Raw genomic sequence first — 25,945 nt, 5'->3', positions numbered from 1 at the left:
CGTCAACGCTCCGGCGTACGCCGGGTGTTGGCGGTGTCACGGGCCGGGGTCAGCCGGCCGGGACGGAGGTTCCCTCCTGCTCGCGCAGCTTCGCCGCGAGCGCCGCGGGCATCGGCTCGTGCCGGACGTAGTGCCGGCTGAAGCGCCCGGTGCCGTGCGACAGCGACCGCAGGTCCACCGCGTAGCGGCCGATCTCGATCTCCGGCACGTCGGCCCGCACCAGGGTGCGTCCCGGTCCCGCGGGTTCGGTGCCCAGGACCCGCCCGCGGCGCGCGGACAGGTCGCTCATCACCGGGCCGACGTACGCGTCCGGCACCATCACCCCGACCTCGGAGACCGGCTCCAGCAGGTCGATCCGGCACTCGGCCGCGGCCTCCCGCAGGGCGAGCGCCCCGGCGGTCTGGAAGGCGGCGTCGGAGGAGTCGACGGAGTGCGCCTTGCCGTCCGAGAGCGTGACGCGGATGTCGACCACCGGGAAGCCCATCGCGACCCCGCGGGCGGCCTGGGCGCGCACGCCCTTCTCCACCGACGGGACGAACTGCCGCGGCACCGCCCCGCCGACGACCTTGTCCACGAACTCGATGCCCGAGCCCGCGGGCAGCGGCTCCACCTCGATCTCGCAGATCGCGAACTGCCCGTGCCCGCCGGACTGCTTGACGTGCCGCCCGCGCGCAGCGGCCGGCCGCCCGAAGGTCTCCCGCAGCGGCACCCGGTAGGGCACCGCGTCGACCTGCACCCCGTACCGGCCGCGCAGCCGCTCCAGGGCCACCCCGGCATGCGCCTCGCCCAGGCACCACAGCACGACCTGCCCGGTCGCCCGGTTCTGCTCCAGCCGCATCGTCGGGTCCTCGGCGACCAGCCGGGACAGGCCCAGCGAGAGCTTGTCCTCGTCCGCCTTGCTGTGCGCCTCGATCGCGACGGGCAGCAGCGGGTCCGGCATCTGCCAGGGCTCCATCAGCAGCGGGCGGTCCTTGGCCGAGAGGGTGTCCCCGGTCTCCGCGCGGGCCAGCTTCGCCACGCACACCAGGTCGCCGGCCGCGGCGGACGGCACCGGGCGCTGGTGCCTGCCGAACGGTGAGGTCAGGGCGCCGACCCGCTCGTCCACGTCGTGGTCCTCGTGGCCGCGGTCGGCCATGCCGTGCCCGGACACGTGCACGGTGTCGTCGGGCCGCAGCGTCCCGGAGAAGACCCGCACCAGGCTGAGCCGCCCCACGTACGGGTCGGACGACGTCTTGACCACCTCGGCGGCCAGCGGCCCGTCCGGGTCGCAGGTCAGCGCGGTGCGTGCGCCGTCCAGCGCGGCGACCGGCGGCACCGCGCGCTCCAGCGGCGTCGGGAAGCCGCCGGTCATCAGCTCCAGCAGTTCGACGGTGCCCAGCCCCTGCCGGGCGCCCTCGGCGGCGGGGGCGGCGGCCAGCACCGGGTGGAAGGTGCCGCGGGCCACCGCGCGCTCCAGGTCGGCGATCAGCGTGCCGACGTCGATGTCCTCGCCGCCCAGGTAGCGGTCCATGAGGGTCTCGTCCTCGCTCTCGGCGATGATCCCCTCGATCAGCCGGTCGCGGGACCGCGCCAGCAGCGGCAGCAGGTCCTCCGGCGGATCCTGCGCGACCCGCTCGCCGGAGGAGTAGTCGTACACCCGCCGGGTCAGCAGCCCGGCCAGGCCCGTCACCGGGGCGTGCCCGTCGGGTCCCGGCTCCCCGTGCACGGGGAGGTAGAGCGGCAGCACCGCGTCCGGGTCGTCGCCGCCCAGCTCGCGGGCGACCTGCGCGGCCGTCTCCTCGAAGCCGGCCCGCGCCGACTCCAGGTGCGTCACCACGACCGCCCGCGGCATCCCGACGGCCGCGCACTCGTCCCACACCATCCGCGTCGCACCGCCGACGCCCTCGCCGTCCTGCGCCGCCGAGACGACGAAGAGGGCCGCGTCCGCCGCCCGCAGACCGGCCCGCAGCTCCCCGACGAAGTCGGCGTACCCGGGGGTGTCGAGCACGTTGACCTTGACGCCGTCCCATGCGACCGGCACCAGCGACAGCTGCACCGAGCGCCCCTGCCGCTGCTCGATCTCGTCGTGGTCGGAGACCGAGCCGCCGTCCTCCACCCGGCCCGCCCGGTTCACCGCGCCGGTGGTCAGCGCCAGCGCCTCCACCAGGGTCGTCTTGCCCGCTCCGCTGTGGCCGACCAGCACCACGTTGCGCACCTGCTCGGGGCGGTCGGCCGCCGGTGCCCTTCCGGCGGCCCCTGGCTGTCCGTTCCTGTCGGCTGCACCCATGTGCACTCGCCTCCCGGCCTTGCCCGCGTGGGGTCCGCGCCCTCGCCACGGGGGCGCGCTCCGGGACACCGCGTCACGACCGCGCGTACGTTCCGAGGCGGCCTGGCGGCGACGCCCGCGGTCTTTCGACCTTCCCACGGCGGTCAGGCGGCGTCCATACGTCGTACCGGCGCCGGTCACCCGGGGAGCCGGGGGACGGCCGCGGCCGGGGTGAGCGGCGGTTACGGCGGTGCCTGGCGCGTCCGCTCCTCGGCGGCTGGCTACGATGGGCCATCCGGCGGCGGACCACGGACCGCCACCGCAGGCGGCCGTGCGACGTACGGGACGCCGCGCTCACGTTCTCCGACCTGTCGGGAAGGCCATGCTGAACAAGTACGCGCGTGCTTTCTTCACGCGTGTTCTCACGCCGTTCGCCGCGTTTCTGCTGCGCAAGGGGGTGACCCCGGACACGGTGACGCTCGTCGGCACCGCGGGTGTCGTCGCCGGCGCGCTGGTGTTCTACCCCATGGGGCAGTTCTTCTGGGGCACGGTCGTGATCACGCTCTTCGTCTTCTCCGACCTGGTCGACGGGAACATGGCACGCCAGATGGGCCGCTCCAGCCGCTGGGGCGCCTTCCTCGACTCCACCCTGGACCGGGTCGCGGACGGCGCGGTCTTCGGCGGCCTGGCCCTGTGGTACGCGGGCAAGGGCGACGACCTGGTGCTGTGCGCCGTCACGATCTTCTGCCTGGCCAGCGGCCAGGTCGTGTCGTACACCAAGGCGCGCGGCGAGGCGATCGGCCTGCCGGTCAACGTCAACGGCCTGGTCGAGCGCTCCGAGCGGCTCGTCATCACCCTCGTGCTGTGCGGCCTGTCCGGCTTCCACCGCACCTTCGGGGTGCCCGGCATCCAGTACCTGCTGCCGGTCGCGCTGTGGGTCGTCGCCGTCGGCAGCCTCGTCACGCTGATCCAGCGGGTCGTCACGGTCCGCCGCGAGGCCGCGGAGGCGGACGCCGCCGCGGCGGCCGCCGGCCAGGGGAGCAGCGTGTGAGCGCTGACGGCACCTCCCGCGCCGCCCGCCTGCGGGGGAGCCTCGTCGACGGCCTGTACGGGGCCGGCTGGGGCGCGGTGAAGACGCTGCCGGAACCCGCGGCGCGGGCCCTGGGCCGTACCGTCGCCGACGCCGCGTGGCGCCGGCGCGGCAAGGGCGTGCGGCGGCTGGAGGCCAACCTCGCCCGGATCGTGCCGGACGCCGGCGAGGACGCGCTGCGCGAGCTGTCCCGCGCCGGGATGCGCTCCTACCTGCGCTACTGGATGGAGTCCTTCCGGCTCCCGGCGTGGAGCAAGGACCGCATCCGCGGCGGCTTCACCCCCTCCGACGTGCACTACCTGACCGGCGGCATGGCCGCGGGCAAGGGCGTCATCCTCGCGCTGCCGCACATGGCCAACTGGGACCTCGCGGGCGCCTGGGTCACCACCAAGCTGGAGACGCCCTTCACCACCGTCGCCGAACGCCTCAAGCCCGAGACGCTCTACGACCGCTTCGTCGCCTACCGCGAGGGCCTGGGCATGGAGGTGCTGCCGCACACCGGCGGCAGCGCCTTCGGCACCCTCGCCCGGCGGCTGCGCGACGGCGGCCTGGTGTGCCTGGTCGCCGACCGCGACCTGTCCGCCTCCGGCGTCGAGGTCGACTTCTTCGGCGCGAAGACCCGCATGCCGGCCGGCCCCGCGCTGCTCGCCCAGCACACCGGCGCCCTGCTGCTGCCGGTCACCCTCTGGTACGACGAGTCGCCGGTGCTCCAGGGCACCGTGCACCCGCCGGTCGCGGTGCCGGACGAGGGCACCCGGGCGCAGCGCACCGCGGTGATGACGCAGTCGCTCGCCGACACCTTCGCGGCGGGCATCGCCGCGCACCCGCAGGACTGGCACATGCTCCAGCGGCTGTGGCTCGACGACCTGGAGCCGCGCACCCGCGCGGCGGTGACGGGCGAGGGAACGGGGACCGCGTGAGGATCGGGATCGTCTGCCCGTACTCCTGGGACGTCCCCGGTGGCGTCCAGTTCCACATCCGCGACCTCGCCGAGCACCTCACCGGGCTCGGCCACCACGTCTCCGTCCTCGCGCCCGCCGACGACGAGACGCCGCTGCCGCCGTACGTGGTGTCCGCCGGGCGCGCGGTCCCGGTGCCGTACAACGGGTCGGTCGCCCGGCTGAACTTCGGCTTCCTGTCCGCCGCCCGGGTCCGGCGCTGGCTGCACGACGGCGGCTTCGACGTCGTCCACATCCACGAGCCCAGCTCGCCGTCGCTGGGGCTGCTCGCGTGCTGGGCCGCGCAGGGACCGATCGTGGCGACCTTCCACACCTCCAACCCGCGCTCACGGGCGATGATCGCCGCCTACCCGATCCTCCAGCCCGCGCTGGAGAAGATCCGGGCGCGCATCGCGGTGAGCGAGTACGCCCGCCGCACCCTCGTCGAGCACCTGGGCGGCGACGCCGTCGTCATCCCCAACGGCGTGGACGTCGGCTTCTTCGCGCGCGCCGAGCCCCGCCCGGAGTGGCAGGGCGACACCATCGGCTTCATGGGCCGCATCGACGAGCCCCGCAAGGGCCTGCCGGTGCTGATGCGCGCGCTGCCCGCGATCCTCGCGGCCCGGCCGCGGACCCGGCTGCTGGTCGCCGGGCGCGGCGACGCCGAGGAGGCCGTCGCCACGCTGCCGGAACGCCTGCGCGGGCAGGTCGAGTTCCTCGGCATGATCAGCGACGAGGACAAGGCCCGGCTGCTGCGCAGCGTCGACCTGTACGTGGCGCCCAACACCGGCGGCGAGTCCTTCGGCATCATCCTCGTCGAGGCGATGTCGGCCGGTGCCCCCGTGCTCGCCAGCGACCTGGACGCCTTCGCCCAGGTGCTCGCGCAGGGCACCGCGGGCGAGCTGTTCGGCAACGAGGACGCCGACGCGCTCGCCGAGGCCGCGCTGCGGCTGCTGGGCGACCCGGAGCGGCGCGCCGCGCTGAGCGAACGCGGCCGGGCGCACGTGCGGCGCTTCGACTGGTCCGAGGTCGGCGCGGAGATCCTCGCCGTCTACGAGACCGTCGCCGACGGCGCCGCGCGCGTCGCCACCGACGAACGCACCCGGCTGCGCGGCATCTTCGGGCCGACGCGCCGGTAGCCTTGCCGCCCGTGACCACCACCATCATCTGGATCGCGGTCGCGCTCGTCGCCGTCGGCCTCTACCTGAGCTGGACCGCGGGGCGCCTGGACCGGCTGCACGCCCGTATCGACGCCGCGCGCGCCGCACTGGACGCGCAGCTGCTGCGGCGCGCCTCGGTCGCCCAGGAGCTGGCGACCGCGGGCGTCCTCGACCCGGCCGCCTCGATCGTGCTGTACGAGTCCGCGCACGCCGCCCGGCAGGCCGAGCCCGAGCAGCGCGAAGTGGCCGAGAGCGAACTGAGCCAGGCGCTGCGCGCGGTCTTCCCGGACACCGAGGCGGTCGGCGAGGTGCGCGCCGCGCCCGGCGGCACCGCGGCGGTCGGCGAGCTGACGCAGGCGGTGCGCCGGGTGCCGATGGCCCGCCGCTTCCACAACGACGCGGTGCGTGCGGCCCGCGCGGTCCGCGAGCACCGTGTGGTGCGCTGGCTGCGGCTGGCCGGGCACGCGCCCTTCCCGCTGGCCTTCGAGATGGACGACGAACCCCCCGCGCCGCTGACCGCGGAGGGCGCGGGCGTACCGTAGAAGGTGCCCGCGCAACCGGTGGCACCACCGGTGACCTGCGGCGGGAGCCACCCGAGGCGAATTGGCCCTTTCCCGCGGCCACGCCCCGCCGGACCATGGGTGGGGTTTGCCAGCCAGCCACCGTCATCAGTGAGTGAGGTCACCGTGTCCACCACACCGTCCACCGCCAGCACCCCCGAGACCGGCACCGCGCGTGTGAAGCGCGGCATGGCCGAGCAGCTCAAGGGCGGCGTGATCATGGACGTCGTCACCCCGGAGCAGGCCAAGATCGCCGAGGACGCCGGCGCCGTCGCCGTCATGGCGCTGGAGCGCGTTCCGGCCGACATCCGCGCGCAGGGCGGTGTGGCCCGGATGTCCGACCCCGACATGATCGAGGGCATCATCAACGCCGTCTCCATCCCGGTGATGGCCAAGTCCCGTATCGGCCACTTCGTCGAGGCGCAGGTGCTCCAGTCGCTCGGCGTGGACTACATCGACGAGTCCGAGGTGCTGACCCCGGCCGACGAGGTCAACCACTCCGACAAGTGGGCCTTCACCACCCCCTTCGTGTGCGGCGCCACCAACCTGGGCGAGGCCCTGCGGCGTATCGCCGAGGGCGCGGCCATGATCCGCTCCAAGGGCGAGGCCGGCACCGGCAACGTCGTCGAGGCGGTCCGCCACCTGCGTCAGATCCGCGGTGAGATCGGCCGCCTCAAGGCGCTCGACAACCACGAGCTGTACGCCGCCGCCAAGGAGCTGCGCGCGCCCTACGAGCTGGTCAAGGAGGTCGCCGAGCTGGGCAAGCTGCCTGTCGTGCTGTTCTCCGCCGGCGGCGTGGCCACCCCCGCGGACGCGGCCCTGATGCGCCAGCTCGGCGCCGAGGGCGTCTTCGTCGGCTCGGGCATCTTCAAGTCCGGCGACCCGGCCAAGCGCGCCGCCGCGATCGTCCGCGCGACCACCTTCTTCGACGACCCGAAGGTCATCGCGGACTCCTCCCGCGACCTGGGCGAGGCCATGGTCGGCATCAACATCGACACGCTGCCGGAGTCCGAGCAGTACGCCAAGCGCGGCTGGTAAGCACCGATGACCCGGCCCACCATCGGCGTGCTCGCCCTCCAGGGCGACGTACGCGAACACCTTGCGGCGCTGGCCGCGGCGGACGCCGCGGCCGGCCCGGTCCGCCGCCCCGAGGAGCTGGCCGGGCTCGACGGCCTGGTGATACCCGGCGGCGAGTCCACCACCATCTCCAAGCTGGCGGCGCTCTTCGGCCTGATGGAGCCGCTGCGCGCGGCGATACGCGACGGCCTGCCGGTCTACGGCACGTGCGCCGGGCTGATCATGCTCGCCGACAAGATCCTCGACCCCAGGTCGGGTCAGGAGACCTTCGGCGGCATCGACATGATCGTGCGCCGCAACGCCTTCGGGCGGCAGAACGAGTCCTTCGAGGCGGCCGTCGAGATGGCGGAGGTCCCCGGCGGCCCGGTGGAGGGTGTCTTCATCCGGGCGCCCTGGGTCGAGTCGGTCGGTGCGAGCACCGAGGTGCTCGCCGAGCACCGGGGCCACATCGTGGCCGTCCGGCAGGGGAACGTGCTGGCCACGTCCTTCCATCCGGAGCTGACCGGCGACCACCGGGTGCATGAACTCTTCGTGTCCGCCGTGCGCGCCGCGGGGTGATCCGATCCCGGTAGGATCGACCGAGCCGAAGAACAGCACTGGGTGACGCGAAGGAGACTGTCGGATGTCCGGCCACTCTAAATGGGCTACGACGAAGCACAAGAAGGCCGTGATCGATGCCAAGCGCGGCAAGCTCTTCGCGAAGCTGATCAAGAACATCGAGGTCGCGGCCCGGACCGGTGGCGCGGACCCGGACGGCAACCCGACGCTCTTCGACGCCATCCAGAAGGCGAAGAAGAGCTCCGTCCCGAACAAGAACATCGACAGCGCGGTCAAGCGCGGTGCGGGCCTGGAGGCCGGCGGCGCCGACTACCAGACGATCATGTACGAGGGCTACGGACCGAACGGCGTCGCCGTCCTCATCGAGTGCCTGACCGACAACCGCAACCGCGCCGCCTCCGACGTCCGCGTGGCCATGACCCGCAACGGCGGTTCCATGGCCGACCCGGGCTCGGTGTCGTACCTGTTCAACCGCAAGGGCGTGGTGATCGTCCCCAAGAGCGGGCTGTCCGAGGACGACGTCCTCGGCGCCGTCCTGGACGCGGGCGCCGAGGAGGTCAACGACCTCGGCGAGTCCTTCGAGGTGATCAGCGAGGCCACCGACCTGGTGCCGGTCCGCAAGGCCCTCCAGGAGGCGAACATCGACTACGACTCGGCGGACGCCAACTTCCTGCCCACCATGCAGGTGGAGCTGGACGAGGACGGCGCGCGCAAGATCTTCAAGCTGATCGACGCGCTGGAGGACAGCGACGACGTGCAGAACGTCTTCGCGAATTTTGACGTCTCGGACGAGGTCATGGAGAAGGTCGACGCCTGACGCGAGCGGCGGGCGGGCCGGGGCGGGCCGGGCGGGAACACACCTGCCCGGCCCGCCCTTTGTTGTCGGTGCGAACCGATAGCCTGCGGGAACGAGCGGACGAGTGTGCGAGGGAAGGGGGCGGCGGTGCGGGTGCTCGGCGTGGACCCGGGGCTCACCCGGTGCGGCATCGGCGTGGTCGACGGCACCGCGGGCCGCCGGCTGGCGATGGCCGGCGTCGGTGTCGTGCGGACCCCGGCGGACGCGCCGGTCGGCGAACGGCTGGTGCTGGTCGAGCAGGGGATAGACGCCTGGCTCGACGAGTACGGGCCCGACGCCGTCGCCGTGGAGCGCGTCTTCAGCCAGCACAATGTGCGGACGGTGATGGGCACGGCGCAGGCCAGCGCGGTCGCCATCCTGTGCGCCGCCCGCCGCGGCCTGCCCGTCCACCTGCACACCCCCAGCGAGGTCAAGGCCGCCGTCACCGGCAGCGGCCGGGCCGACAAGGCGCAGGTCGGAGCGATGGTGACCCGGCTGCTGCGGCTGGACGCACCGCCCAAGCCGGCCGACGCGGCGGATGCGCTGGCGCTCGCCATCTGCCACATCTGGCGCGGCCCGGCCACCGACCGGCTGCTGCGCGCCGCCGCCGGACAGGCCGCGGCCGCCGGCGTACGCCCCCCGTCCGCGGTCGCCGCCCGCGCCGCCGCCGCCCGCCCCCGGCGGACCGCCGCCGCACCCCGTTCCGCCGCCCCTCGTTCCGCCGCACCCGGCACCGACGCCGTACGCAACCAGGAGTCCGCCCCGTGATCGCCTTCGTCAGCGGCCAGGTCGCCGCGCTCGCGCCCGACGCCGCCGTGATCGAGGTCGGCGGGGTCGGCCTGGCCGTGCAGTGCGCGCCGGGCACCCTCGCCGCCCTGCGTATCGGAGCCCCCGCCCGGCTGGCGACCTCGCTGGTCGTCCGGGAGGACTCGCTCACCCTCTACGGCTTCGCGGACGACGACGAGCGGCAGGTCTTCGAGCTGCTCCAGACGGTCAGCGGGGTCGGCCCGCGGCTGGCCCAGACGATGCTGGCCGTGCACGCGCCCGACGCGCTGCGGGCCGCGGTCGCCGCGGGCGACGAGAAGGCGCTCACCGCGGTGCCCGGTATCGGGAAGAAGGGGGCGCAGCGGCTGCTGCTCGAACTGAAGGACCGGCTCGGCGCCCCCGTCGGCACCGCCGCGGTGCCCGTCGCGGTGGCCGCGGGGCCCGCCGCGTGGAACGAGCAGCTGCACGCGGCGCTGCTGGGCCTCGGCTACGCGGCCCGCGAGGCGGACGAGGCGGTCGCCGCGGTCACCCCGCAGGCCGAGGCGTCGGCCGAGCCCAATGTGGGGGCGCTGCTGCGCAGCGCGCTGCAGTCCCTCAACCGCACCCGCTGACCACCCGCGCGCCCCCGCCGCGCGCCCCTCCGCCCGAGCCCGACCGTGCTGATCGCGCCGACCGCATCGACCGAACCGCCCGTCCGAACCGAGAGACCCGAGAGACCACACTCATGAACTGGGACGCCGCCGAAGAAGCCGCCGGCCCCGACCGCGCCGCCGACGCGTTCCCCGACCGGCTGGTGGGTGCCGTGGCCGACGGCGACGACCAGGCCGTGGAGGCCGCGCTGCGGCCGCGGGACCTGGGCGAGTTCGTCGGCCAGGAGCGGGTCCGCGAGCAGCTCGGCCTGGTCCTGCAGGCCGCCCGCCAGCGCGGCGGCACCGCCGACCACGTCCTGCTCTCCGGCGCCCCCGGCCTCGGCAAGACCACGCTGTCCATGATCATCGCGGCCGAGATGGGCGTCCCGATCCGGATCACCTCGGGCCCGGCCATCCAGCACGCGGGCGACCTGGCGTCGATCCTGTCCTCGCTCACCGAGGGCGAGGTGCTCTTCCTCGACGAGATCCACCGCATGTCCCGGCCCGCCGAGGAGATGCTGTACATGGCGATGGAGGACTTCCGGGTCGACGTGATCGTCGGCAAGGGGCCGGGCGCCACCGCCATCCCGCTGGAGCTGCCGCCCTTCACCCTGGTCGGCGCGACCACCCGGGCCGGGCTGCTGCCGCCGCCGCTGCGCGACCGCTTCGGCTTCACCGGGCACATGGAGTTCTACGCCCCCGCCGAACTGGAACGGGTGATCCACCGCTCGGCCGGTCTGCTGGACGTCACGATCGACACCGGCGGCGCCGCCGAGATCGCCGGGCGCTCCCGCGGCACCCCGCGTATCGCCAACCGGCTGCTGCGCCGGGTGCGGGACTACGCGCAGGTCAGGGCGGACGGCGTGGTCGACCGGGCAACGGCCGCCGCGGCTCTGGAGGTCTACGAGGTGGACGCACGCGGCCTGGACCGGCTGGACCGTGCGGTGCTTCATGCCCTGCTGTCCCTTTTTGGCGGCGGTCCTGTGGGTTTGTCCACACTTGCTGTCGCCGTGGGGGAGGAGCGTGAGACTGTGGAGGAGGTCGCCGAGCCCTTCCTCGTCAGGGAGGGGCTGCTGGCCCGCACCCCGCGGGGCAGGGTGGCGACCGCTGCCGCATGGGCGCACCTGGGCCTCGTACCCCCGCAAGCCACCGGGGGGCAGGGCGCGGGAGGAGGACCGGGACAGACCGGGCTGTTCGGGCCGTGACACGGCCCGGCTCGTCCGTCCAGGAACCTCAGTACCATGCTTGGCGTTGTTCCAGCGGCGAGCCAGCGCTTAGACTCCGCCGACGCCCTTCCTCCGGAGCGGCACCTCAGATCCCGAAACCCAGGCCAGCAGCGTTGGCCGTGCGAAGGAACGTCAGACCGTGAATCCCCTGATCCTCATCTTCATCGTCGCGATCGGCGGCATGCTGCTCATGACGAGGTCCGCGAAGAACAAGCAGCGCCAGGTTCTCGAAATGCGGGAGAAGATGGAGCCCGGCGCCGGGATCCGTACCATCGGCGGCATGTACGCCGTGGTGAAGGAGGTCAACCAGGAGACGGTCCTGCTGGAGCTGACCGACGGCGTGCACGCGCACTTCACCAAGGGCGCCATCTCCGCCGTGCTCAGCGAGCAGGAGTTCAACCGCATCGTGCACGGCATCGAGCCGGACGAGATCGACGACGTGGACGACGAAGGTGCCGAGGCCGCCGACGCCGCCGACACCGAGGCCACCGACGCCGACGGCGCGGAGGACACCGCGCAGGACGGCACGCACGGCGACGCCGTCGTCACGGCCGCCGACGGGGACCGCGTGGAACTGAAGAAGACCGAGGACGAGCCGGGGGCGGGCGGCTCGGGCCCCGCCAAGTAAGGGTCATTTTCGCGCAACACTCGTCACCGTCCCGCGGGCGCGCAGGCCCGGGTGCGGTAGGACAGGGAGACACAAGAAGGTGGCAGCAGCCAAGAAGGGCCGCAGGCCCTCGGGGAGCCAGGGTTACCCCGGGCGCGCTCTGGCCGTGATCCTCATCGCCCTGGTGGCGCTGACCGGGGGGATCTTCCTCACCGGTGACCGCACACCCCGGCTGGGCATCGACCTCGCCGGCGGCGTGAGCATGACCCTGACCGCCCGCCCCGGCCAGGGCGACGCGGTGAACAAGGCCAACATGAACACCGCGGTCAACATCATCAGCAACCGGGTCAACGGCCTGGGTGTCTCCGAGGCGGAGGTGCAGACCGAGGGATCGAAGAACATCATCGTCAACATCCCCAAGGGCACCAACGCCGACCAGGCGGAGAAGCAGGTCAACACCACGGCGAAGATGTACTTCCGCCAGGTGCTCGCGGCCACCGCCGGCACGCCCACGCCGACGGGCACGCCGACCCCGAGCGCCTCGGGCAGCGCCACCCCGTCCTCCTCCGGCACGCCGTCCCCCGGGGCGAGCAGCACGGCGACCCCCAAGGCCACCGGCAGTGCGACGAGCAGCCCCACGGCCAGCTCCTCCGCGCAGGGCCGCGCGCTCAGCGGCGCCCTGACCTCCTCGGTCGACAAGGCGCCCACCCCGCTGCCCTCCCCGTCCGCGACGGACGGCAGCGACGCGGCGCCCGACAGCGCCACCGACACCAGCGTCCCCGCCGACCTCCAGGCGAAGTTCGCCGCGCTCGACTGCACCAACCCCAAGCAGCGCGTCGCCGCCCAGGAGGCCGCCGGCGACCCGGCCAAGAAGGTCGTCACCTGCGGTGACGAGGGCGGGGTCTGGCAGAAGTACGTGCTCGGCCCGTCCGTGATCGACGGCAAGCGCATTTCCGGTGCCAACGCGGCCTTCGACACCCAGCAGGGCAACGGCTGGGTCGTCAACCTGACGTTCGACTCCAAGGGCGCCAGCCAGTTCACCTCGGTGACCAGCAACCTGGCCAGCCAGCAGGACCCGAACAACCGCTTCGCGATCGTCCTGGACGGCGACGTCCAGTCGGCCCCCTCGGTCCACGAGGCGCTGCCCGGCGGCAGCGCGCAGATCTCCGGCGCCTTCAAGCAGTCGGAGGCCCAGGACCTGGCGAACGTGCTCAAGTACGGTTCGCTGCCGCTGGCGTTCGACATCTCCGACAAGACCACGGTGTCCGCCGCGCTCGGCGGCGAGCAGCTGCACGGCGGCCTGGTGGCCGGCGCGGTCGGCCTCGCGCTGGTCGTGCTCTACATGTTCGCCTACTACCGCGGGCTGAGCCTGGTCGCCATCGCGAGCCTCATGGTCTCCGCTGGCCTGACGTACACGATCATGTGTCTGCTCGGCCGGGCCATCGGCTTCGCGCTGAACCTGCCGGCCGTCGCCGGTGCGATCGTGGCCATCGGTATCACCGCCGACTCCTTCATCGTGTTCTTCGAACGCATAAGGGACGAGTTGCGTGAGGGCCGGTCGCTGCAGCCCGCGGTGGCCCGCGGCTGGCCGCGTGCCCGGCGCACCATCCTGGTGTCCGACTTCGTGTCCTTCCTGGCCGCGGCGGTGCTCTACGTCGTGACCGTCGGCAAGGTCCGCGGCTTCGCCTTCACGCTGGGTCTGACGACGCTGCTGGACGTCGCGGTGGTCTTCCTCTTCACCAAGCCGCTGATGACGATCCTGGCCCGGCGGACGTTCTTCGCCGAGGGCCACAAGTGGTCCGGGCTCAACCCGAAGAGCCTCGGAGTCAAGGCGCCGCTGCGCCGTGTCCGCCGTACCCACAGCACCGAGACGAAGGAAGCCTGATGTCCAAGCTCGGCACTCTCGGTCACCGGCTGCACCGCGGCGAGGTCAGCTACGACTTCGTCGGCAAGCGGAAGCTCTGGTACGGCGTCTCGATCCTGATCACGGTCGTCGCGATCGTCGGTCTGGTGGTGAACGGGCTCAAGCTCGGTATCGAGTTCAAGGGCGGCGCGGTCTTCACCACGCCGAAGGTCCCGTACTCGACGTCGCAGGTGCACGACATGATCTCCGGCGACACCGCCGGGCACCCGGCGACGATCCAGAAGCTGGGCAACGGCGGCCTGCGCATCCAGGTCAGCGACATCTCCACGCAGACCTCCAAGGAGGTCCAGCAGAAGATCGCCGGTGACCTGAAGCTCGCCCCCACGAAGATCGACGCGGAGATCGTCGGCCCCAGCTGGGGCAAGGAGATCTCCAAGAAGGCCCTCCAGGGTCTGGTCATCTTCCTGGTGCTGGTGGTCATCTACCTGGCGATCGCCTTCGAGTGGCGCATGGCCATCGCGGCACTCGTCGCCCTGCTGCACGACCTGACGATCACCACCGGCGTGTACGCGATCGTCGGCTTCGAGGTCACACCGGGCACGGTCATCGGTCTGCTCACGATCCTCGGTTACTCCCTCTACGACACCGTCGTCGTCTTCGACGGTCTGAAGGAAGCCACCAAGGACATCACCAAGCAGAACCAGAAGACCTACAGCGAGCTGGCCAACCGCAGCCTGAACGGCACCCTGGTGCGGTCCATCAACACCACGGTCGTCGCGCTGCTGCCGGTCGCCGCGCTGCTCTTCATCGGCGGCGGCCTGCTCGGCGCCGGTGTGCTCAACGACATCGCGCTCGCGCTCTTCGTCGGCCTCACCGCCGGTGCCTACTCCTCGATCTTCATCGCCACCCCGATCGTGGCGGAGCTGAAGGAGCAGGAGCCGCAGATGAAGTCGCTGCGCAAGCGGGTGCTGGCCAAGCGCAAGGCGGACGCGGCCAAGGCCAAGGAGGCCGCGGCCCGCGGGGAGGAGCTGGAGGAGCCCTCCGACGAGGCCCCCGAGGACGCCGAGGACGGCGACGACGAGGAGACCGCCTCGGCGGGCGCCGGCGTGGTCTCCCTGCGCGCCCAGAGCGGTACCCGTTCGCGCACCCAGCCGCGCAGCGGCGGGCGCGGGGGACGGGGCCGCCCGTCCGGCCGGCGGCGCTGACGCCGCGCACCGCACCGCAGGATCCCGCGGAAGCCGCCCGGTCGCCACGGCCGGGCGGCTTCCGCACGTCCGGCGGGGGACAATGGAGCGCGCGCCGCCCGCGCGCCCGCCCCCGTCCCCACCTTTGTCCCGACGACCGACCAGAGCCGAGGAACACCCTGATGACCACCACGGAGACCCCGTCCGCCGAGCTGCGCGAGCTGCTGCTCGCCCACATCAGGGACGTCCCGGACTACCCGGAGCCCGGTGTGATGTTCAAGGACATCACCCCCCTGCTGGCCGATCCCGGGGCCTTCGGCGCGCTCGTCGAGGCGCTCGCGGAGCTGTGCGCCCGGCACGGCGCCACCAAGGTCGTCGGCCTGGAGGCACGCGGCTTCATCCTGGCCGCGCCCGCCGCGGTGCGCGCCGGGGTCGGCTTCGTACCGGTGCGCAAGGCGGGCAAGCTGCCCGGCACGGTGCACGGACAGGCCTACCAGCTGGAGTACGGCACCGCGGAGATCGAGGTGCACACCGACGCCTTCGCCGCGGACGACCGGGTCCTGGTGATCGACGACGTGCTGGCCACCGGCGGCACCGCCGAGGCCAGCGTGGAGCTGATCCGGCGGGCCGGTGCCACCGTGGCGGGCCTCGCGGTCCTGCTGGAGCTGAGCTTCCTCGGTGGGCGCGAGCGCCTGCTCCCCGCGCTCGGCGGGGCGCCGCTGGACGCGCTCATCACCGTCTGACACCGTCCGGGAACCGCGGGTTCCCCGGCGCCGGGCGCCCCTGGCGCCCCACGAACCGTGTCGCGTACCGCCCGGTGGCGCGGCGGGGGGCGCCCGGGCACCGCGCACGCCCGGGTGTCGGCCCAGGTCGATACCATGGGATTTCTACCGCGCGTGAGGAGTGCACTTGCCAGACAAGGCCCAGCCCCTCGGCGGCGCGGGCGGTACGGAACCGGCCCCGCGCGGCACGGACGCGCCCGCGCACAACCCGGCCGAGTCCGCGCCGAAGCCCTCGCCGCCCGCCGTCCGGCCGGTCCGCACCCCGGGCAGCGTGGCGCCGACCCGCCCCGGGGCGTCCTCCAGCCGGGTGCGCGCGCGGCTGGCCCGGCTCGGTGTGCAGCGCTCCAGCCCGTACAACCCCGTGCTCGAACCGCTGCTGCGGGTCGTGCGGGGCAACGACCCGAAGGGCGACACCGCCCAGCTGCGGCAGATCGAGGCCGCCTACCAGGTCGCCGAGCGCTGGCACCGCGGCCAGAAGCGCAAGAGCGGCGACCCGTACATCACCCACCCGCTCGCCGTGACGACCATCCTGGCCGAGCTGGGCATGGACCCTGCCACCCTGATGGCCGGGCTGCTGCACGACACCGTCGAGGACACCGAGTACGGCCTGGACCAGCTGCGCCGCGACTTCGGCGACCAGGTCGCGCTGCTGGTGGACGGCGTCACCAAGCTGGACAAGGTCAAGTTCGGCGAGGCCGCGCAGGCCGAGACGGTGCGCAAGATGGTCGTCGCGATGGCCAAGGACCCCCGGGTCCTGGTGATCAAGCTCGCCGACCGGCTGCACAACATGCGCACGATGCGCTACCTCAAGCGGGACAAGCAGGAGAAGAAGGCCCGCGAGACGCTGGAGATCTACGCCCCGCTGGCACACCGGCTGGGCATGAACACCATCAAGTGGGAGCTGGAGGACCTGGCCTTCGCCATCCTCTACCCCAAGATGTACGACGAGATCGTGCGGCTGGTCGCCGAGCGCGCGCCCAAGCGCGACGAGTACCTGGCGATCGTCACCGACCAGGTGCAGCAGGACCTGCGCGCGGCCCGGATCAAGGCCACCGTCACCGGACGGCCCAAGCACTACTACAGCGTGTACCAGAAGATGATCGTCCGCGGCCGGGACTTCGCGGAGATCTACGACCTGGTCGGCATCCGGGTCCTGGTCGACACCGTCCGTGACTGCTACGCGGCGCTCGGCACGATTCACGCGCGGTGGAATCCGGTCCCCGGCCGGTTCAAGGACTACATCGCGATGCCGAAGTTCAACATGTACCAGTCGCTGCACACCACGGTGATCGGTCCCAGCGGCAAGCCCGTCGAGCTGCAGATCCGCACCTTCGACATGCACCGCCGCGCCGAGTACGGCATCGCCGCGCACTGGAAGTACAAGCAGGACGCGGTGGCCGGCGCGTCCAAGGTCCGCACCGACAGCCCGCGCTCGGACAAGAAGGACGACGCGGTCAACGACATGGCGTGGCTGCGCCAGCTGCTGGACTGGCAGAAGGAGACCGAGGACCCGGGCGAGTTCCTGGAGTCGCTGCGCTTCGACCTGTCGCAGAGCGAGGTCTTCGTCTTCACGCCCAAGGGCGACGTGATAGCGCTGCCCGCGGGCGCCACCCCGGTGGACTTCGCGTACGCGGTGCACACCGAGGTCGGCCACCGCACCATAGGCGCCCGGGTCAACGGGCGGCTGGTGCCGCTGGAGTCGACTCTCGACAACGGCGACCTGGTCGAGGTCTTCACGTCCAAGGCCGCCGGCGCCGGCCCGTCGCGCGACTGGCTGGGCTTCGTCAAGTCGCCGCGGGCGCGCAACAAGATCCGCGCGTGGTTCTCCAAGGAGCGCCGCGAGGAGGCCGTCGAGCACGGCAAGGACGCCATCGCGCGCGCCATGCGCAAGCAGAACCTGCCGATCCAGCGGGTGCTCACCGGAGACTCCCTGGTCACGCTGGCGCACGAGATGCGCTACCCCGACATCTCCGCGCTGTACGCGGCGATCGGCGAGGGCCACATCACCGCGCAGTCGGTGGTGCAGAAGCTCGTCGACGCGCTCGGCGGCGAGGAGGGCGCGACCGAGGACGTCGAGGAGATCACCGCCCCGCCGCAGACCGGGCGCGGCAAGCGGCGCGGCATCGCCGACCCCGGCGTGGTCGTCAAGGGCACCAGCGACGTGTGGGTCAAGCTCTCCCGCTGCTGCACGCCCGTGCCCGGCGACCCGATCATCGGGTTCGTCACGCGCGGCAACGGGGTGTCGGTGCACCGCGCCGACTGCGTCAACGTCGACTCGCTGTCGCAGCAGCCGGAGCGGATCATCGACGTCGAGTGGGCGCCCACCCAGTCGTCGGTCTTCCTGGTCGCGATCCAGGTGGAGGCGCTGGACCGCTCCAGGCTGCTGTCGGACGTCACCCGGGTGCTGTCCGACCAGCACGTCAACATCCTGTCGGCGGCCGTGCAGACCTCCCGGGACCGGGTGGCCACCTCGCGCTTCACGTTCGAGATGGGCGACCCCAAGCACCTGGGGCACGTCCTGAAGGCCGTACGCGGCGTCGAGGGCGTCTACGACGTCTACCGGGTCACCTCGGGACGCCAGCGCTGACACAGGCCCGCAGCGGGGCCCTGAGCGCCGCTGCGGCCCCGGGACGCGAACAGCGAGCGGCCCCCGGTGCTCCGTGCACCGGGGGCCGCTCGCCGTCGTACGCGGGGCCGGGAGGTCAGCCGCCGAACTCCTGGAGGCCCTTGAGCGCCTGGTCCAGCAGCGCCTGGCGGCCCTCCAGCTCGGCCGCGAGCTTGTCCGCCTTGGCGGTGTTGCCCGCCGCGCGCGCGGTGTCGATCTGGCCGCGCAGCTTGTCCACCGCCGCCTGGAGCTGGCCGGTCAGGCCCTGGGCACGAGCCCGCACCTCGGGGTTGGTGCGCCGCCACTCGGCTTCCTCGGAATCCGCGAGCGCCCGCTCGACGGCGTGCATCCGCGACTCGATACGCGGCCGGGCGTCGCGCGGCACATGGCCGATGCCCTCCCAGCGCTCGTTGATCGAGCGGAAGGCGGCGCGGGCCGCCTTCAGGTCCGTCACCGGCAGCAGCTTCTCGGCCTCGACGACCAGCTGCTCCTTGGCCGCCAGGTTGTCGCGCTGCTCGCCGTCCCGCTCGGCGAAGACCTCGGAGCGGGCGGCGAAGAAGACGTCCTGCGCCCCGCGGAAACGATTCCACAGGTCGTCCTCGGCCTCGCGCTGCGCGCGGCCCGCGGCCTTCCACTCGGTCATCAGCTCGCGGTAACGGGCCGCGGTCGGCCCCCAGTCGGTGGAGTCCGACAGCGACTGCGCCTCGGCGACCAGCTTCTCCTTGGTGCACCGGGCCTGCTCGCGCTGCGCGTCCAGCGACGCGAAGTGCGCCTTGCGGCGCTTGGAGAAGACCGACCGCGCGTGACTGAAGCGGTGCCACAGCTCGTCGTCGCTCTTGCGGTCCAGCCGGGGCAGGCCCTTCCACGTGTCGACCAGCGCCCGCAGCCGCTCACCCGCGGTGCGCCACTGCTCGCTCTCCGCCAACTGCTCGGCCTCGGCGACCAGTTGCTCCTTGGCGGACCTGGCCTCCTCGCTCTGCTTGGCCTTGGCCGCGCGGCGCTCCTCGCGCCTTGAGTCCACCAGCGCGACGAGCGCGTCCAGCCGGCCCGCGAGCGCCGCCAGATCGCCGACCGCGTGCCCCTCGTCCACGGCCGCCCGCAGGTGCTCGATCGCGGCCAGCGCGTCCTTGGGCGCGAGGTCCGTGGTCTGCACCCGGCGTTCCAGGAGGCCGATCTCCACGACGAGCCCCTCGTACTTGCGCTCGAAGTAGGCGAGGGCCTCCGCCGGGGAGCCCGCCTGCCACGAACCGACCTCCTTCTCCCCGTCGGCCGTACGCACGTACACGGTCCCCGTCTCATCGACGCGGCCCCACGGGTCGCTGCTCACAGCGCCTCCTCCACGTGATGCCCGGCCGGGTGGCGGCTCGACGGCATCGTCCACAGTGTCTCCCCGGCGCATTCCCCGGGTGATTCTCCGGCCGGGCTGTGCGCACGGACCGGTCCAACGCCAACATAGGCGACCATCGCCCCGGCTGTCCGCATCCGATGCGGCGGGAATCAGGATTTGCCGACGGTCGCCTTGTTGATGACGACGGTGGCGTTCGGCGCCCCGTCGCCCTGCCCGCCGCTGTTCTCACCGGCGCCGGCGATCTTGTCCAGCACCTTGAGGCCGTCGGCGCTCAGGGTGCCGAACGGAGTGTAGTTGGGCTGGAGCGGGCTGTCCTTGTAGACGAGGAAGAACTGGCTCCCGCCGGTGTTCGGGCCGCTGTTGGCCATCGCCACGGTGCCCGCCGGGTACGTGACCACACCGCTGGCGTCGGCCTTGCCGAACGCCGTCAGGTTCTCGTCCGGGAGCGCGTAGCCCGGACCGCCGCTGCCGGAGGCCGTCGGGTCGCCGCACTGGAGCACGTAGATGCCCGCGGTGGTGAGCCGGTGGCATCGGGTGTGGTCGAAGAAGCCGTTGTCGGCGAGGAACTTGAAGGAGTTCACCGTCTCCGGCGCCTTCGCCGCGTCCAGCGTGACCGGCATCGAGCCGCACGTGGTGTCGAGCGTGAAGGTGTACTTCGCGCCCTTGTCGATCGCCATCGCCGGCTTCGACTTCCAGGTCTTCGTGCCCGGGTTGCCCGCGGCGGGCTTCTTGCAGGGGTCGGGCGCCGCGGTGGGCGCCGAGGTCGTGCTGCCGGAGGCGCTCGGCGTGCTGGACGCGGCGGCGCCGGCCGCGTCGTCCTTCTTCTTCGAGCTGCCGTCGAAGGCCCCCGCCGCCCACGCCCCGCCGGTGCCCGCGAGCGCGACCACCACGATCGCCGCGATGCCCGCGGTGCGCTGGCGCGCCTTGCGCTGGTGACTCACCCTGCGTGTCTGCTGCCGCTCGAACTTCTCCCGGGCGAGCTGCCGCCGCCGCTGATCCTTGGTGACCACTTCGCCTGCTCCCGGTCGCTGGGCCGGACCGTGCCGGCCGCCTCGTGTACGTACGTAGGTGTACGTCTGCGTCTGTCTTGGATGAGTCTGGTGCGGTTTGCTGTGTATCTGCTGGGGCGAATCTCCGACCCGCGGAAGCATTCTGCCGCAGGCCGTGTGAGCTGTGCTTTTGCTGTGGGTCCACGGCGCGGGCGCGAACCCGTACGAGGGTGTGTGCGCAGATCTTCGCGTCCCGTGGCGGGTCGAGTCCAGTCCGCCAACACGCCGATGCACGCCCGATACGAGTTCGCGACCGCGATGTTCTCGCCGGTAGGCTCGTGAACTGCCGACACCGCCCGCGGACGACAGAAGGACGAACGTGCTCATTGCCGGGTTCCCCGCCGGGGCCTGGGGGACCAACTGCTACGTGGTCGCCCCCGCCGCCGGCGAGGAGTGCGTGATCATCGACCCGGGCCACCTCGCGGCCCAGGGCGTCGAGGACATGCTCGCCAGACACCGTCTCAAGCCCGTCGCCGTCGTCCTCAGCCACGGCCACATCGACCACGTCGCCTCCGTCGTACCGGTGTGCGGCGCGCACGGCGTACCGGCCTACCTGCACCCGGCGGACCGCTACATGCTCAGCGACCCGGAGAAGGCGCTCGGCGGCACCATCGGCGCGGCCCTGATGGGGGAGCTGACCGTCGGCGAGCCCGACGACCTGCGCGAGCTCACCGACGGCGGCACGCTGTCGCTGGCCGGACTGGAGTTCTCCGTCGCGCACGCGCCCGGCCATACCAAGGGGTCGGTGACCTACCGGCTGCCGGAGGCCGCGGACGTCCCGTCCGTGCTGTTCTCCGGCGACCTGCTGTTCGCCGGCTCCGTCGGACGCACCGACCTGCCCGGGGGTTCCACGCCCGAGCTGCTCGAGTCGCTGGCCCGCGTGTGCCTGCCGCTCGACGACTCCACCGTGGTGCTGTCGGGGCACGGCCCCCAGACGACCATCGGCCGCGAGCGCGCCACCAACCCGTACCTGGGCGAGGTGGCCCGCGGCCAGGGAGCCCCGCACCCGGCGGCTCCCCGACGAGGATTGTGACGACTGCTGACGTGAGCACCATCCAGGCCCCCAAGGGCACCTACGACCTGCTGCCGCCGGACTCGGCGGCCTACCTCGCGGTGCGCGAGGCCATCGCGGCCCAGGCCCGCCGGGCCGGTTACGGCTACGTCGAGACCCCCGGCTTCGAGCACGTGGAACTGTTCTCCCGCGGCGTCGGCGAGTCCACCGACATCGTGACCAAGGAGATGTACACCCTCACCACCAAGGGCGGCACCGAACTGGCGCTGCGCCCCGAGGGCACCGCCTCGGTGCTGCGCGCGGCGCTGGAGGCCAACCTGCACAAGGCGGGCAACCTCCCGGTCAAGCTCTGGTACTCGGGCTCCTACTACCGCTACGAGCGCCCGCAGGCCGGGCGTTACCGGCACTTCTCGCAGGTCGGCGCCGAGGCGATCGGAGCCGAGGACCCGATGCTGGACGCCGAGCTGGTCATCATGGCCGCCGAGGCCTACCGCACGCTCGGGCTGCGCGACGTCCGGCTGCTGCTCAACTCGCTCGGCGACCGCGAGTGCCGCCCCGTCTACCGCGCCGCGCTCCAGGACTTCCTGCGCGGCCTGGACCTGGACGAGGACACCCGGCGCCGGATCGACATCAACCCGCTGCGGGTGCTGGACGACAAGCGCGAGTCCGTGCAGCGGCAGCTCACCGGCGCCCCGAAGATCTCCGACCACCTGTGCGAGGCGTGCAAGGCCTACCACGAGCAGGTGCGCGAGCTGCTGGACGAGGCGGGCGTGGCCTACGAGGACGACCCGAAGCTGGTGCGCGGCCTGGACTACTACACCCGCACCACCTTCGAGTTCGTGCACGACGCGCTCGGCTCGCAGTCCGCGGTCGGCGGCGGCGGGCGCTACGACGGCCTGTCGGAGATGCTCGGCGGCCCGGCGCTGCCGTCGGTCGGCTGGGCGCTCGGTGTGGACCGCACGGTCCTCGCGCTGCGCGCCGAGGGCGTCGAGCTGCCCCTGCCGCGGGTCACCGACGTCTACGCGGTGCCGCTCGGCGACGAGGCCCGGCGGGTGCTCTTCGGCGCGGTGACGCGGCTGCGCCGGGAGGGCGTCGCCGCGGACCTCGCGTACGGCGGCAAGGGCGTGAAGAACGCCATGAAGTCGGCCAACCGTTCGGGCGCCCGTTTCGCGCTCGTCGCGGGCGACCGGGATCTCGCCGAAGGTGTGGCCCAGCTCAAGGACCTCGACAGCGGCGAGCAGGTCGCGGTGCCGCTCGACGCGATCACCGCCGCGGTCAAGGAACGGCTGGCGTAAACCCCTCGTTCGTGTACGAGGGCGGCTCGGGCTTATTCCCTCCTGACCGCCCTCGTGCACAATGAATGTGCCCGCCCCCACGGACTCTGAGAGATCGGCGACCATGACGACTTCCGCGCTGGACGAGACGCGTACCTCCGGAGAGAGCGCACCACGCCCGGCCGCCGAAGGCATCGTGGCGGGCAAGGCGTTCACCTGGCTGCTGCTGGTCTGCGGCGCGCTGGGCCTGCTGGCCTCGTTCGTCATCACCGACGACAAGTTCAAGCTGCTCCAGGCCAAGGTCGAGGGCAAGTCGTACACCCCGGGGTGCAGCCTCAACCCGATCATCTCCTGCGGCAGCGTCATGGAGAGCGACCAGGCGCACGTCTTCGGCTTCCAGAACCCGATCATCGGCCTGGTCGCCTTCCCGGTCCTGATCACCCTGGCCGTGGGCATGTTCGCGGGCGCCCGCTACAAGGCCTGGTTCTGGTACGGGCTGCAGGCCGGCGGGCTGTTCGGCGTGTGCTTCATCAGCTGGCTCCAGTACCAGACGATCTACAACATCAACGCCATCTGCCTGTGGTGCTGCCTGGCCTGGATCGTGACCATCGCCACCTTCTGGTACACGGCGGTCCACAACATCAAGCACGGCCTGTACAAGGTGCCGGCCAAGGCGAAGGCGCTGGTGCTGGAGTTCCACTGGGTCGTGCCGGTGCTGTGGTACGGCATCATCGCGATGCTGATCCTGGTGCACTTCTGGTACTACTGGAAGACTGTCATCTGATCATGGACGGGCCGCCTCCGGGCGGCCCTCCGGCGGCCGCCGACCCCGCCCGCCACCCGGCTGTCAGTGCCGTGACCTAGGCTTCAGGACGTGGAGCCAGACCTTTTCACCGCCGCCGCCGAGGAACGCCGGGAGCGCGACCCGGGCGCCAGCCCGCTCGCCGTACGCATGCGCCCGCGCACCCTGGACGAGGTCGTCGGGCAGCAGCACCTGCTGCGGCCCGGCTCACCGCTGCGGCGCCTGGTGGGGGAGAGCGGCGGCGGCCCGGCGGGACCCTCGTCGGTGATCCTGTGGGGCCCGCCCGGCACCGGCAAGACGACCCTGGCGTACGTGGTGAGCAAGGCCACCAACAAGCGCTTCGTGGAGCTGTCGGCGATCACCGCGGGCGTCAAGGAGGTCCGCACGGTCATCGAGAGCGCCAAGCGGCAGTCCGGCGGCTTCCAGCGCGAGACGGTGCTCTTCCTCGACGAGATCCACCGCTTCAGCAAGGCCCAGCAGGACTCCCTGCTGCCCGCCGTGGAGAACCGCTGGGTCACGCTCATCGCGGCCACCACGGAGAATCCCTACTTCTCGGTGATCTCCCCGCTGCTGTCCCGCTCGCTGCTGCTGACCCTGGAGCCGCTCACCGACGACGACGTGCGCGGGGTGCTGCGCCGCGCCCTCGCCGCCGAGCAGGGCCTCGCGGGCGCGGTGAGCCTGCCCGAGGACACCGAGGACCATCTGCTGCGGATCGCCGGCGGCGACGCCCGCCGGGCGCTCACCGCGCTGGAGGCCGCCGCGGGCGCGGCGCTCGCCAAGGGCGAGGAGGCCATCGCGCTCGCCACCCTGGAGCAGACGGTGGACCGCGCCGCGGTCGCCTACGACCGGGACGGCGACCAGCACTACGACGTGGCCAGCGCCCTCATCAAGTCCATCCGCGGCTCGGACGTGGACGCGGCGCTGCACTACCTGGCCCGGATGATCGAGGCGGGCGAGGATCCGCGCTTCATCGCCCGGCGGCTGATGATCTCGGCGAGCGAGGACATCGGCCTGGCCGACCCGACGGCGCTGCCCACCGCCGTCGCCGCGGCGCAGGCGGTCGCGATGATCGGTTTCCCGGAGGCGTCGCTGATCCTGTCGCACGCCACCATCGCGCTCGCGCTGGCCCCCAAGTCCAACGCGGCGACCACCGCGATCGGCGCCGCGCTCGCCGACGTCAAGGCGGGGAAGGCGGGTCCCGTCCCGGCCCATCTGCGGGACGGCCACTACAAGGGCGCGGCCAAGCTCGGCCACGCCCAGGGCTACGTCTACCCGCACGACGTGCCCGGCGCCGTCGCCGCCCAGCAGTATCTGCCGGACGCGCTCGCCGGGCGCCGCTACTACGAGCCGACGCGCTACGGGGCGGAGGGCCGCTACGCCGACGTGCTGGAGTGGGTCCGCGGCCGGCTGGAGGGCAAGGGCGACAAATAGCCGCTCCCTCCCGCGCCGGGGCGTGATCTGCGGCACAGCGGGCGCGGCGGCCCGGCGGGCGGGAATCGGCCGGTCACGGGCCGGGTTACGCTCGAACGGAGTGCGCGCGCCGTACGGCCGTCGGGCCGACGGGCGCTCCTTCCTCTTCGGGACGCGGCTGACCGCGCCGCGGCCGTCTCCGGCCGCCGTTCGGGGTTCCCGGGTCGAAATCTGCGCACTCCTTCAGTTAAGGTAAGCCTTACCTAATTTCGATGGAGGTTCGACGCACGTGAACCAGTCGCGTCCCAAGGTCAAGAAGTCCAGGGCACTGGGCATCGCGCTGACCCCGAAAGCGGTCAAGTACTTCGAGGCCCGCCCCTACCCGCCGGGCGAGCACGGCCGCGGCCGCAAGCAGAACAGCGACTACAAGACGCGACTGCTGGAGAAGCAGCGGCTGCGCGCCCAGTACGACATCAGCGAGCGGCAGATGCAGCGCGCCTACGACGCCGCCAAGAAGGTCGCGGGCCTGCGCACCGGCGAGGCGCTGATCATCGAGCTGGAGCGCCGTCTCGACGCCCTCGTGCTGCGCTCCGGCCTGGCCCGCACCATCTACCAGGCCCGCCAGATGGTCGTGCACGGCCACATCGAGGTCAACGGGCGCAAGGTCGACAAGCCGTCCTTCCGGGTCCGCCCCGACGACGTCGTCCAGGTCCGCGAGCGCTCCCGCGAGAAGACCCCGTTCCTGGTCGCCCGCGAGGGCGGCTGGGCCGGTGAGGGCGAGACCCCGCGCTACCTCCAGGTCAACCTCCAGGCGCTCGCCTTCCGGCTGGACCGCGACCCCAACCGCAAGGAGATCCCGGTCATCTGCGACGAGCAGCTGGTCGTGGAGTACTACGCCCGCTGAGCCCGCGACCGGGCCCGCGCA

23 protein-coding genes are annotated in these 25,945 nt (G+C 72.5%); 20 read left to right on the top strand and 3 right to left on the bottom strand.

Features of this window, described 5'->3' with window-relative positions; all coding sequences use genetic code 11:
- Nucleotides 1-49: 49 nt before the first annotated feature.
- Nucleotides 50-2,266 (bottom strand): elongation factor G-like protein EF-G2, encoded by a 2,217-nt coding sequence (locus tag ACH4PY_RS13570; protein ID WP_398180390.1) that lies wholly within the window; start codon nt 2,264-2,266, stop codon nt 50-52.
- Between the two features lie 361 nt (nt 2,267-2,627).
- On the opposite strand from ACH4PY_RS13570, the gene pgsA reads away from it, so the two are divergent.
- From pgsA to ACH4PY_RS13495, 15 genes are all read left to right on the top strand, one after another.
- Nucleotides 2,628-3,296, top strand: a complete 669-nt coding sequence (gene pgsA / locus ACH4PY_RS13565) for a phosphatidylinositol phosphate synthase (RefSeq protein WP_398180386.1) — start codon at nt 2,628-2,630, stop codon at nt 3,294-3,296.
- Nucleotides 3,293-4,255 carry a phosphatidylinositol mannoside acyltransferase gene (locus tag ACH4PY_RS13560; RefSeq protein WP_398180383.1) on the top strand — a complete coding sequence of 321 codons (963 nt, stop codon included), beginning with the start codon at nt 3,293-3,295 and terminating at the stop codon, nt 4,253-4,255. Before pgsA ends, ACH4PY_RS13560 begins: the two co-directional genes overlap by 4 nt.
- Nucleotides 4,252-5,412, top strand: a complete 1,161-nt coding sequence (locus tag ACH4PY_RS13555) for a glycosyltransferase family 4 protein (RefSeq protein WP_398180380.1) — start codon at nt 4,252-4,254, stop codon at nt 5,410-5,412. Before ACH4PY_RS13560 ends, ACH4PY_RS13555 begins: the two co-directional genes overlap by 4 nt.
- A gap of 11 nt (nt 5,413-5,423) precedes the next feature.
- Nucleotides 5,424-5,975 carry a hypothetical protein gene (locus tag ACH4PY_RS13550; RefSeq protein ID WP_398180377.1) on the top strand — a complete coding sequence of 184 codons (552 nt, stop codon included), beginning with the start codon at nt 5,424-5,426 and terminating at the stop codon, nt 5,973-5,975.
- 144 nt (nt 5,976-6,119) lie between these two features.
- Complete coding sequence (pdxS, locus tag ACH4PY_RS13545) at nt 6,120-7,031, top strand: pyridoxal 5'-phosphate synthase lyase subunit PdxS (RefSeq protein ID WP_398180374.1); 912 nt, start codon at nt 6,120-6,122, stop codon at nt 7,029-7,031.
- A gap of 6 nt (nt 7,032-7,037) precedes the next feature.
- Nucleotides 7,038-7,628, top strand: coding sequence for a pyridoxal 5'-phosphate synthase glutaminase subunit PdxT (gene pdxT / locus ACH4PY_RS13540; protein ID WP_398180371.1), 591 nt, complete (start codon nt 7,038-7,040; stop codon nt 7,626-7,628).
- Nucleotides 7,629-7,692: 64 nt separating this feature from the next.
- On the top strand, nt 7,693-8,445 hold the full coding sequence (locus ACH4PY_RS13535; RefSeq protein ID WP_398180368.1) for a YebC/PmpR family DNA-binding transcriptional regulator: 753 nt from the start codon (nt 7,693-7,695) through the stop codon (nt 8,443-8,445).
- A gap of 126 nt (nt 8,446-8,571) precedes the next feature.
- On the top strand, nt 8,572-9,231 hold the full coding sequence (ruvC, locus tag ACH4PY_RS13530; RefSeq protein WP_398180873.1) for a crossover junction endodeoxyribonuclease RuvC: 660 nt from the start codon (nt 8,572-8,574) through the stop codon (nt 9,229-9,231).
- On the top strand, nt 9,228-9,839 hold the full coding sequence (ruvA, locus tag ACH4PY_RS13525) for a Holliday junction branch migration protein RuvA (protein WP_398180365.1): 612 nt from the start codon (nt 9,228-9,230) through the stop codon (nt 9,837-9,839). Before ruvC ends, ruvA begins: the two co-directional genes overlap by 4 nt.
- Before the next feature lie 113 nt (nt 9,840-9,952).
- Nucleotides 9,953-11,062 carry a Holliday junction branch migration DNA helicase RuvB gene (ruvB, locus tag ACH4PY_RS13520; protein ID WP_398180362.1) on the top strand — a complete coding sequence of 370 codons (1,110 nt, stop codon included), beginning with the start codon at nt 9,953-9,955 and terminating at the stop codon, nt 11,060-11,062.
- Nucleotides 11,063-11,222: 160 nt separating this feature from the next.
- Nucleotides 11,223-11,711 carry a preprotein translocase subunit YajC gene (yajC, locus tag ACH4PY_RS13515; protein WP_398180359.1) on the top strand — a complete coding sequence of 163 codons (489 nt, stop codon included), beginning with the start codon at nt 11,223-11,225 and terminating at the stop codon, nt 11,709-11,711.
- Between the two features lie 79 nt (nt 11,712-11,790).
- Nucleotides 11,791-13,575, top strand: coding sequence for a protein translocase subunit SecD (gene secD / locus ACH4PY_RS13510; RefSeq protein ID WP_398180356.1), 1,785 nt, complete (start codon nt 11,791-11,793; stop codon nt 13,573-13,575).
- Complete coding sequence (secF, locus tag ACH4PY_RS13505; protein ID WP_398180353.1) at nt 13,575-14,759, top strand: protein translocase subunit SecF; 1,185 nt, start codon at nt 13,575-13,577, stop codon at nt 14,757-14,759. Before secD ends, secF begins: the two co-directional genes overlap by 1 nt.
- Before the next feature lie 161 nt (nt 14,760-14,920).
- Nucleotides 14,921-15,481, top strand: a complete 561-nt coding sequence (locus ACH4PY_RS13500; protein WP_398180350.1) for an adenine phosphoribosyltransferase — start codon at nt 14,921-14,923, stop codon at nt 15,479-15,481.
- A 166-nt stretch (nt 15,482-15,647) separates the two neighbouring features.
- Nucleotides 15,648-18,107, top strand: coding sequence for a RelA/SpoT family protein (locus tag ACH4PY_RS13495; protein WP_398180347.1), 2,460 nt, complete (start codon nt 15,648-15,650; stop codon nt 18,105-18,107).
- A gap of 115 nt (nt 18,108-18,222) precedes the next feature.
- Here ACH4PY_RS13495 and ACH4PY_RS13490 read toward each other — a convergent pair whose 3' ends face one another.
- Together ACH4PY_RS13490 and ACH4PY_RS13485 are read right to left on the bottom strand one after the other, a co-directional pair.
- Complete coding sequence (locus tag ACH4PY_RS13490; RefSeq protein WP_398180344.1) at nt 18,223-19,452, bottom strand: DUF349 domain-containing protein; 1,230 nt, start codon at nt 19,450-19,452, stop codon at nt 18,223-18,225.
- Nucleotides 19,453-19,622: 170 nt separating this feature from the next.
- Entirely contained in the window at nt 19,623-20,483 is an 861-nt protein-coding gene (locus tag ACH4PY_RS13485; RefSeq protein WP_398180341.1) for a peptidylprolyl isomerase, read from the bottom strand.
- 358 nt (nt 20,484-20,841) lie between these two features.
- Between ACH4PY_RS13485 and ACH4PY_RS13480 the strand changes: the two genes are divergently transcribed.
- From ACH4PY_RS13480 to rpsD, 5 genes are all read left to right on the top strand, one after another.
- Entirely contained in the window at nt 20,842-21,555 is a 714-nt protein-coding gene (locus ACH4PY_RS13480; RefSeq protein ID WP_398180338.1) for an MBL fold metallo-hydrolase, read from the top strand.
- An 11-nt stretch (nt 21,556-21,566) separates the two neighbouring features.
- Nucleotides 21,567-22,829, top strand: a complete 1,263-nt coding sequence (gene hisS / locus ACH4PY_RS13475) for a histidine--tRNA ligase (protein ID WP_398180336.1) — start codon at nt 21,567-21,569, stop codon at nt 22,827-22,829.
- 103 nt (nt 22,830-22,932) lie between these two features.
- Nucleotides 22,933-23,592 carry a vitamin K epoxide reductase family protein gene (locus ACH4PY_RS13470; protein WP_398180333.1) on the top strand — a complete coding sequence of 220 codons (660 nt, stop codon included), beginning with the start codon at nt 22,933-22,935 and terminating at the stop codon, nt 23,590-23,592.
- Nucleotides 23,593-23,682: 90 nt separating this feature from the next.
- The gene (locus tag ACH4PY_RS13465) at nt 23,683-25,041 is read left to right on the top strand and encodes a replication-associated recombination protein A (RefSeq protein WP_398180330.1); all 1,359 of its coding nucleotides are present in this window, start codon (nt 23,683-23,685) and stop codon (nt 25,039-25,041) included.
- A 268-nt stretch (nt 25,042-25,309) separates the two neighbouring features.
- The gene (gene rpsD / locus ACH4PY_RS13460; RefSeq protein ID WP_398180326.1) at nt 25,310-25,924 is read left to right on the top strand and encodes a 30S ribosomal protein S4; all 615 of its coding nucleotides are present in this window, start codon (nt 25,310-25,312) and stop codon (nt 25,922-25,924) included.
- Nucleotides 25,925-25,945: the final 21 nt, after the last annotated feature.

This window comes from Streptomyces sp. NPDC021224 (assembly GCF_044332905.1).
Taxonomy (GTDB): Bacteria; Actinomycetota; Actinomycetes; order Streptomycetales; family Streptomycetaceae; genus Actinacidiphila.
The sequence above is the reverse complement of the archived record's forward strand: the minus strand, read 5'-3'. Positions and strand labels throughout refer to the sequence as shown.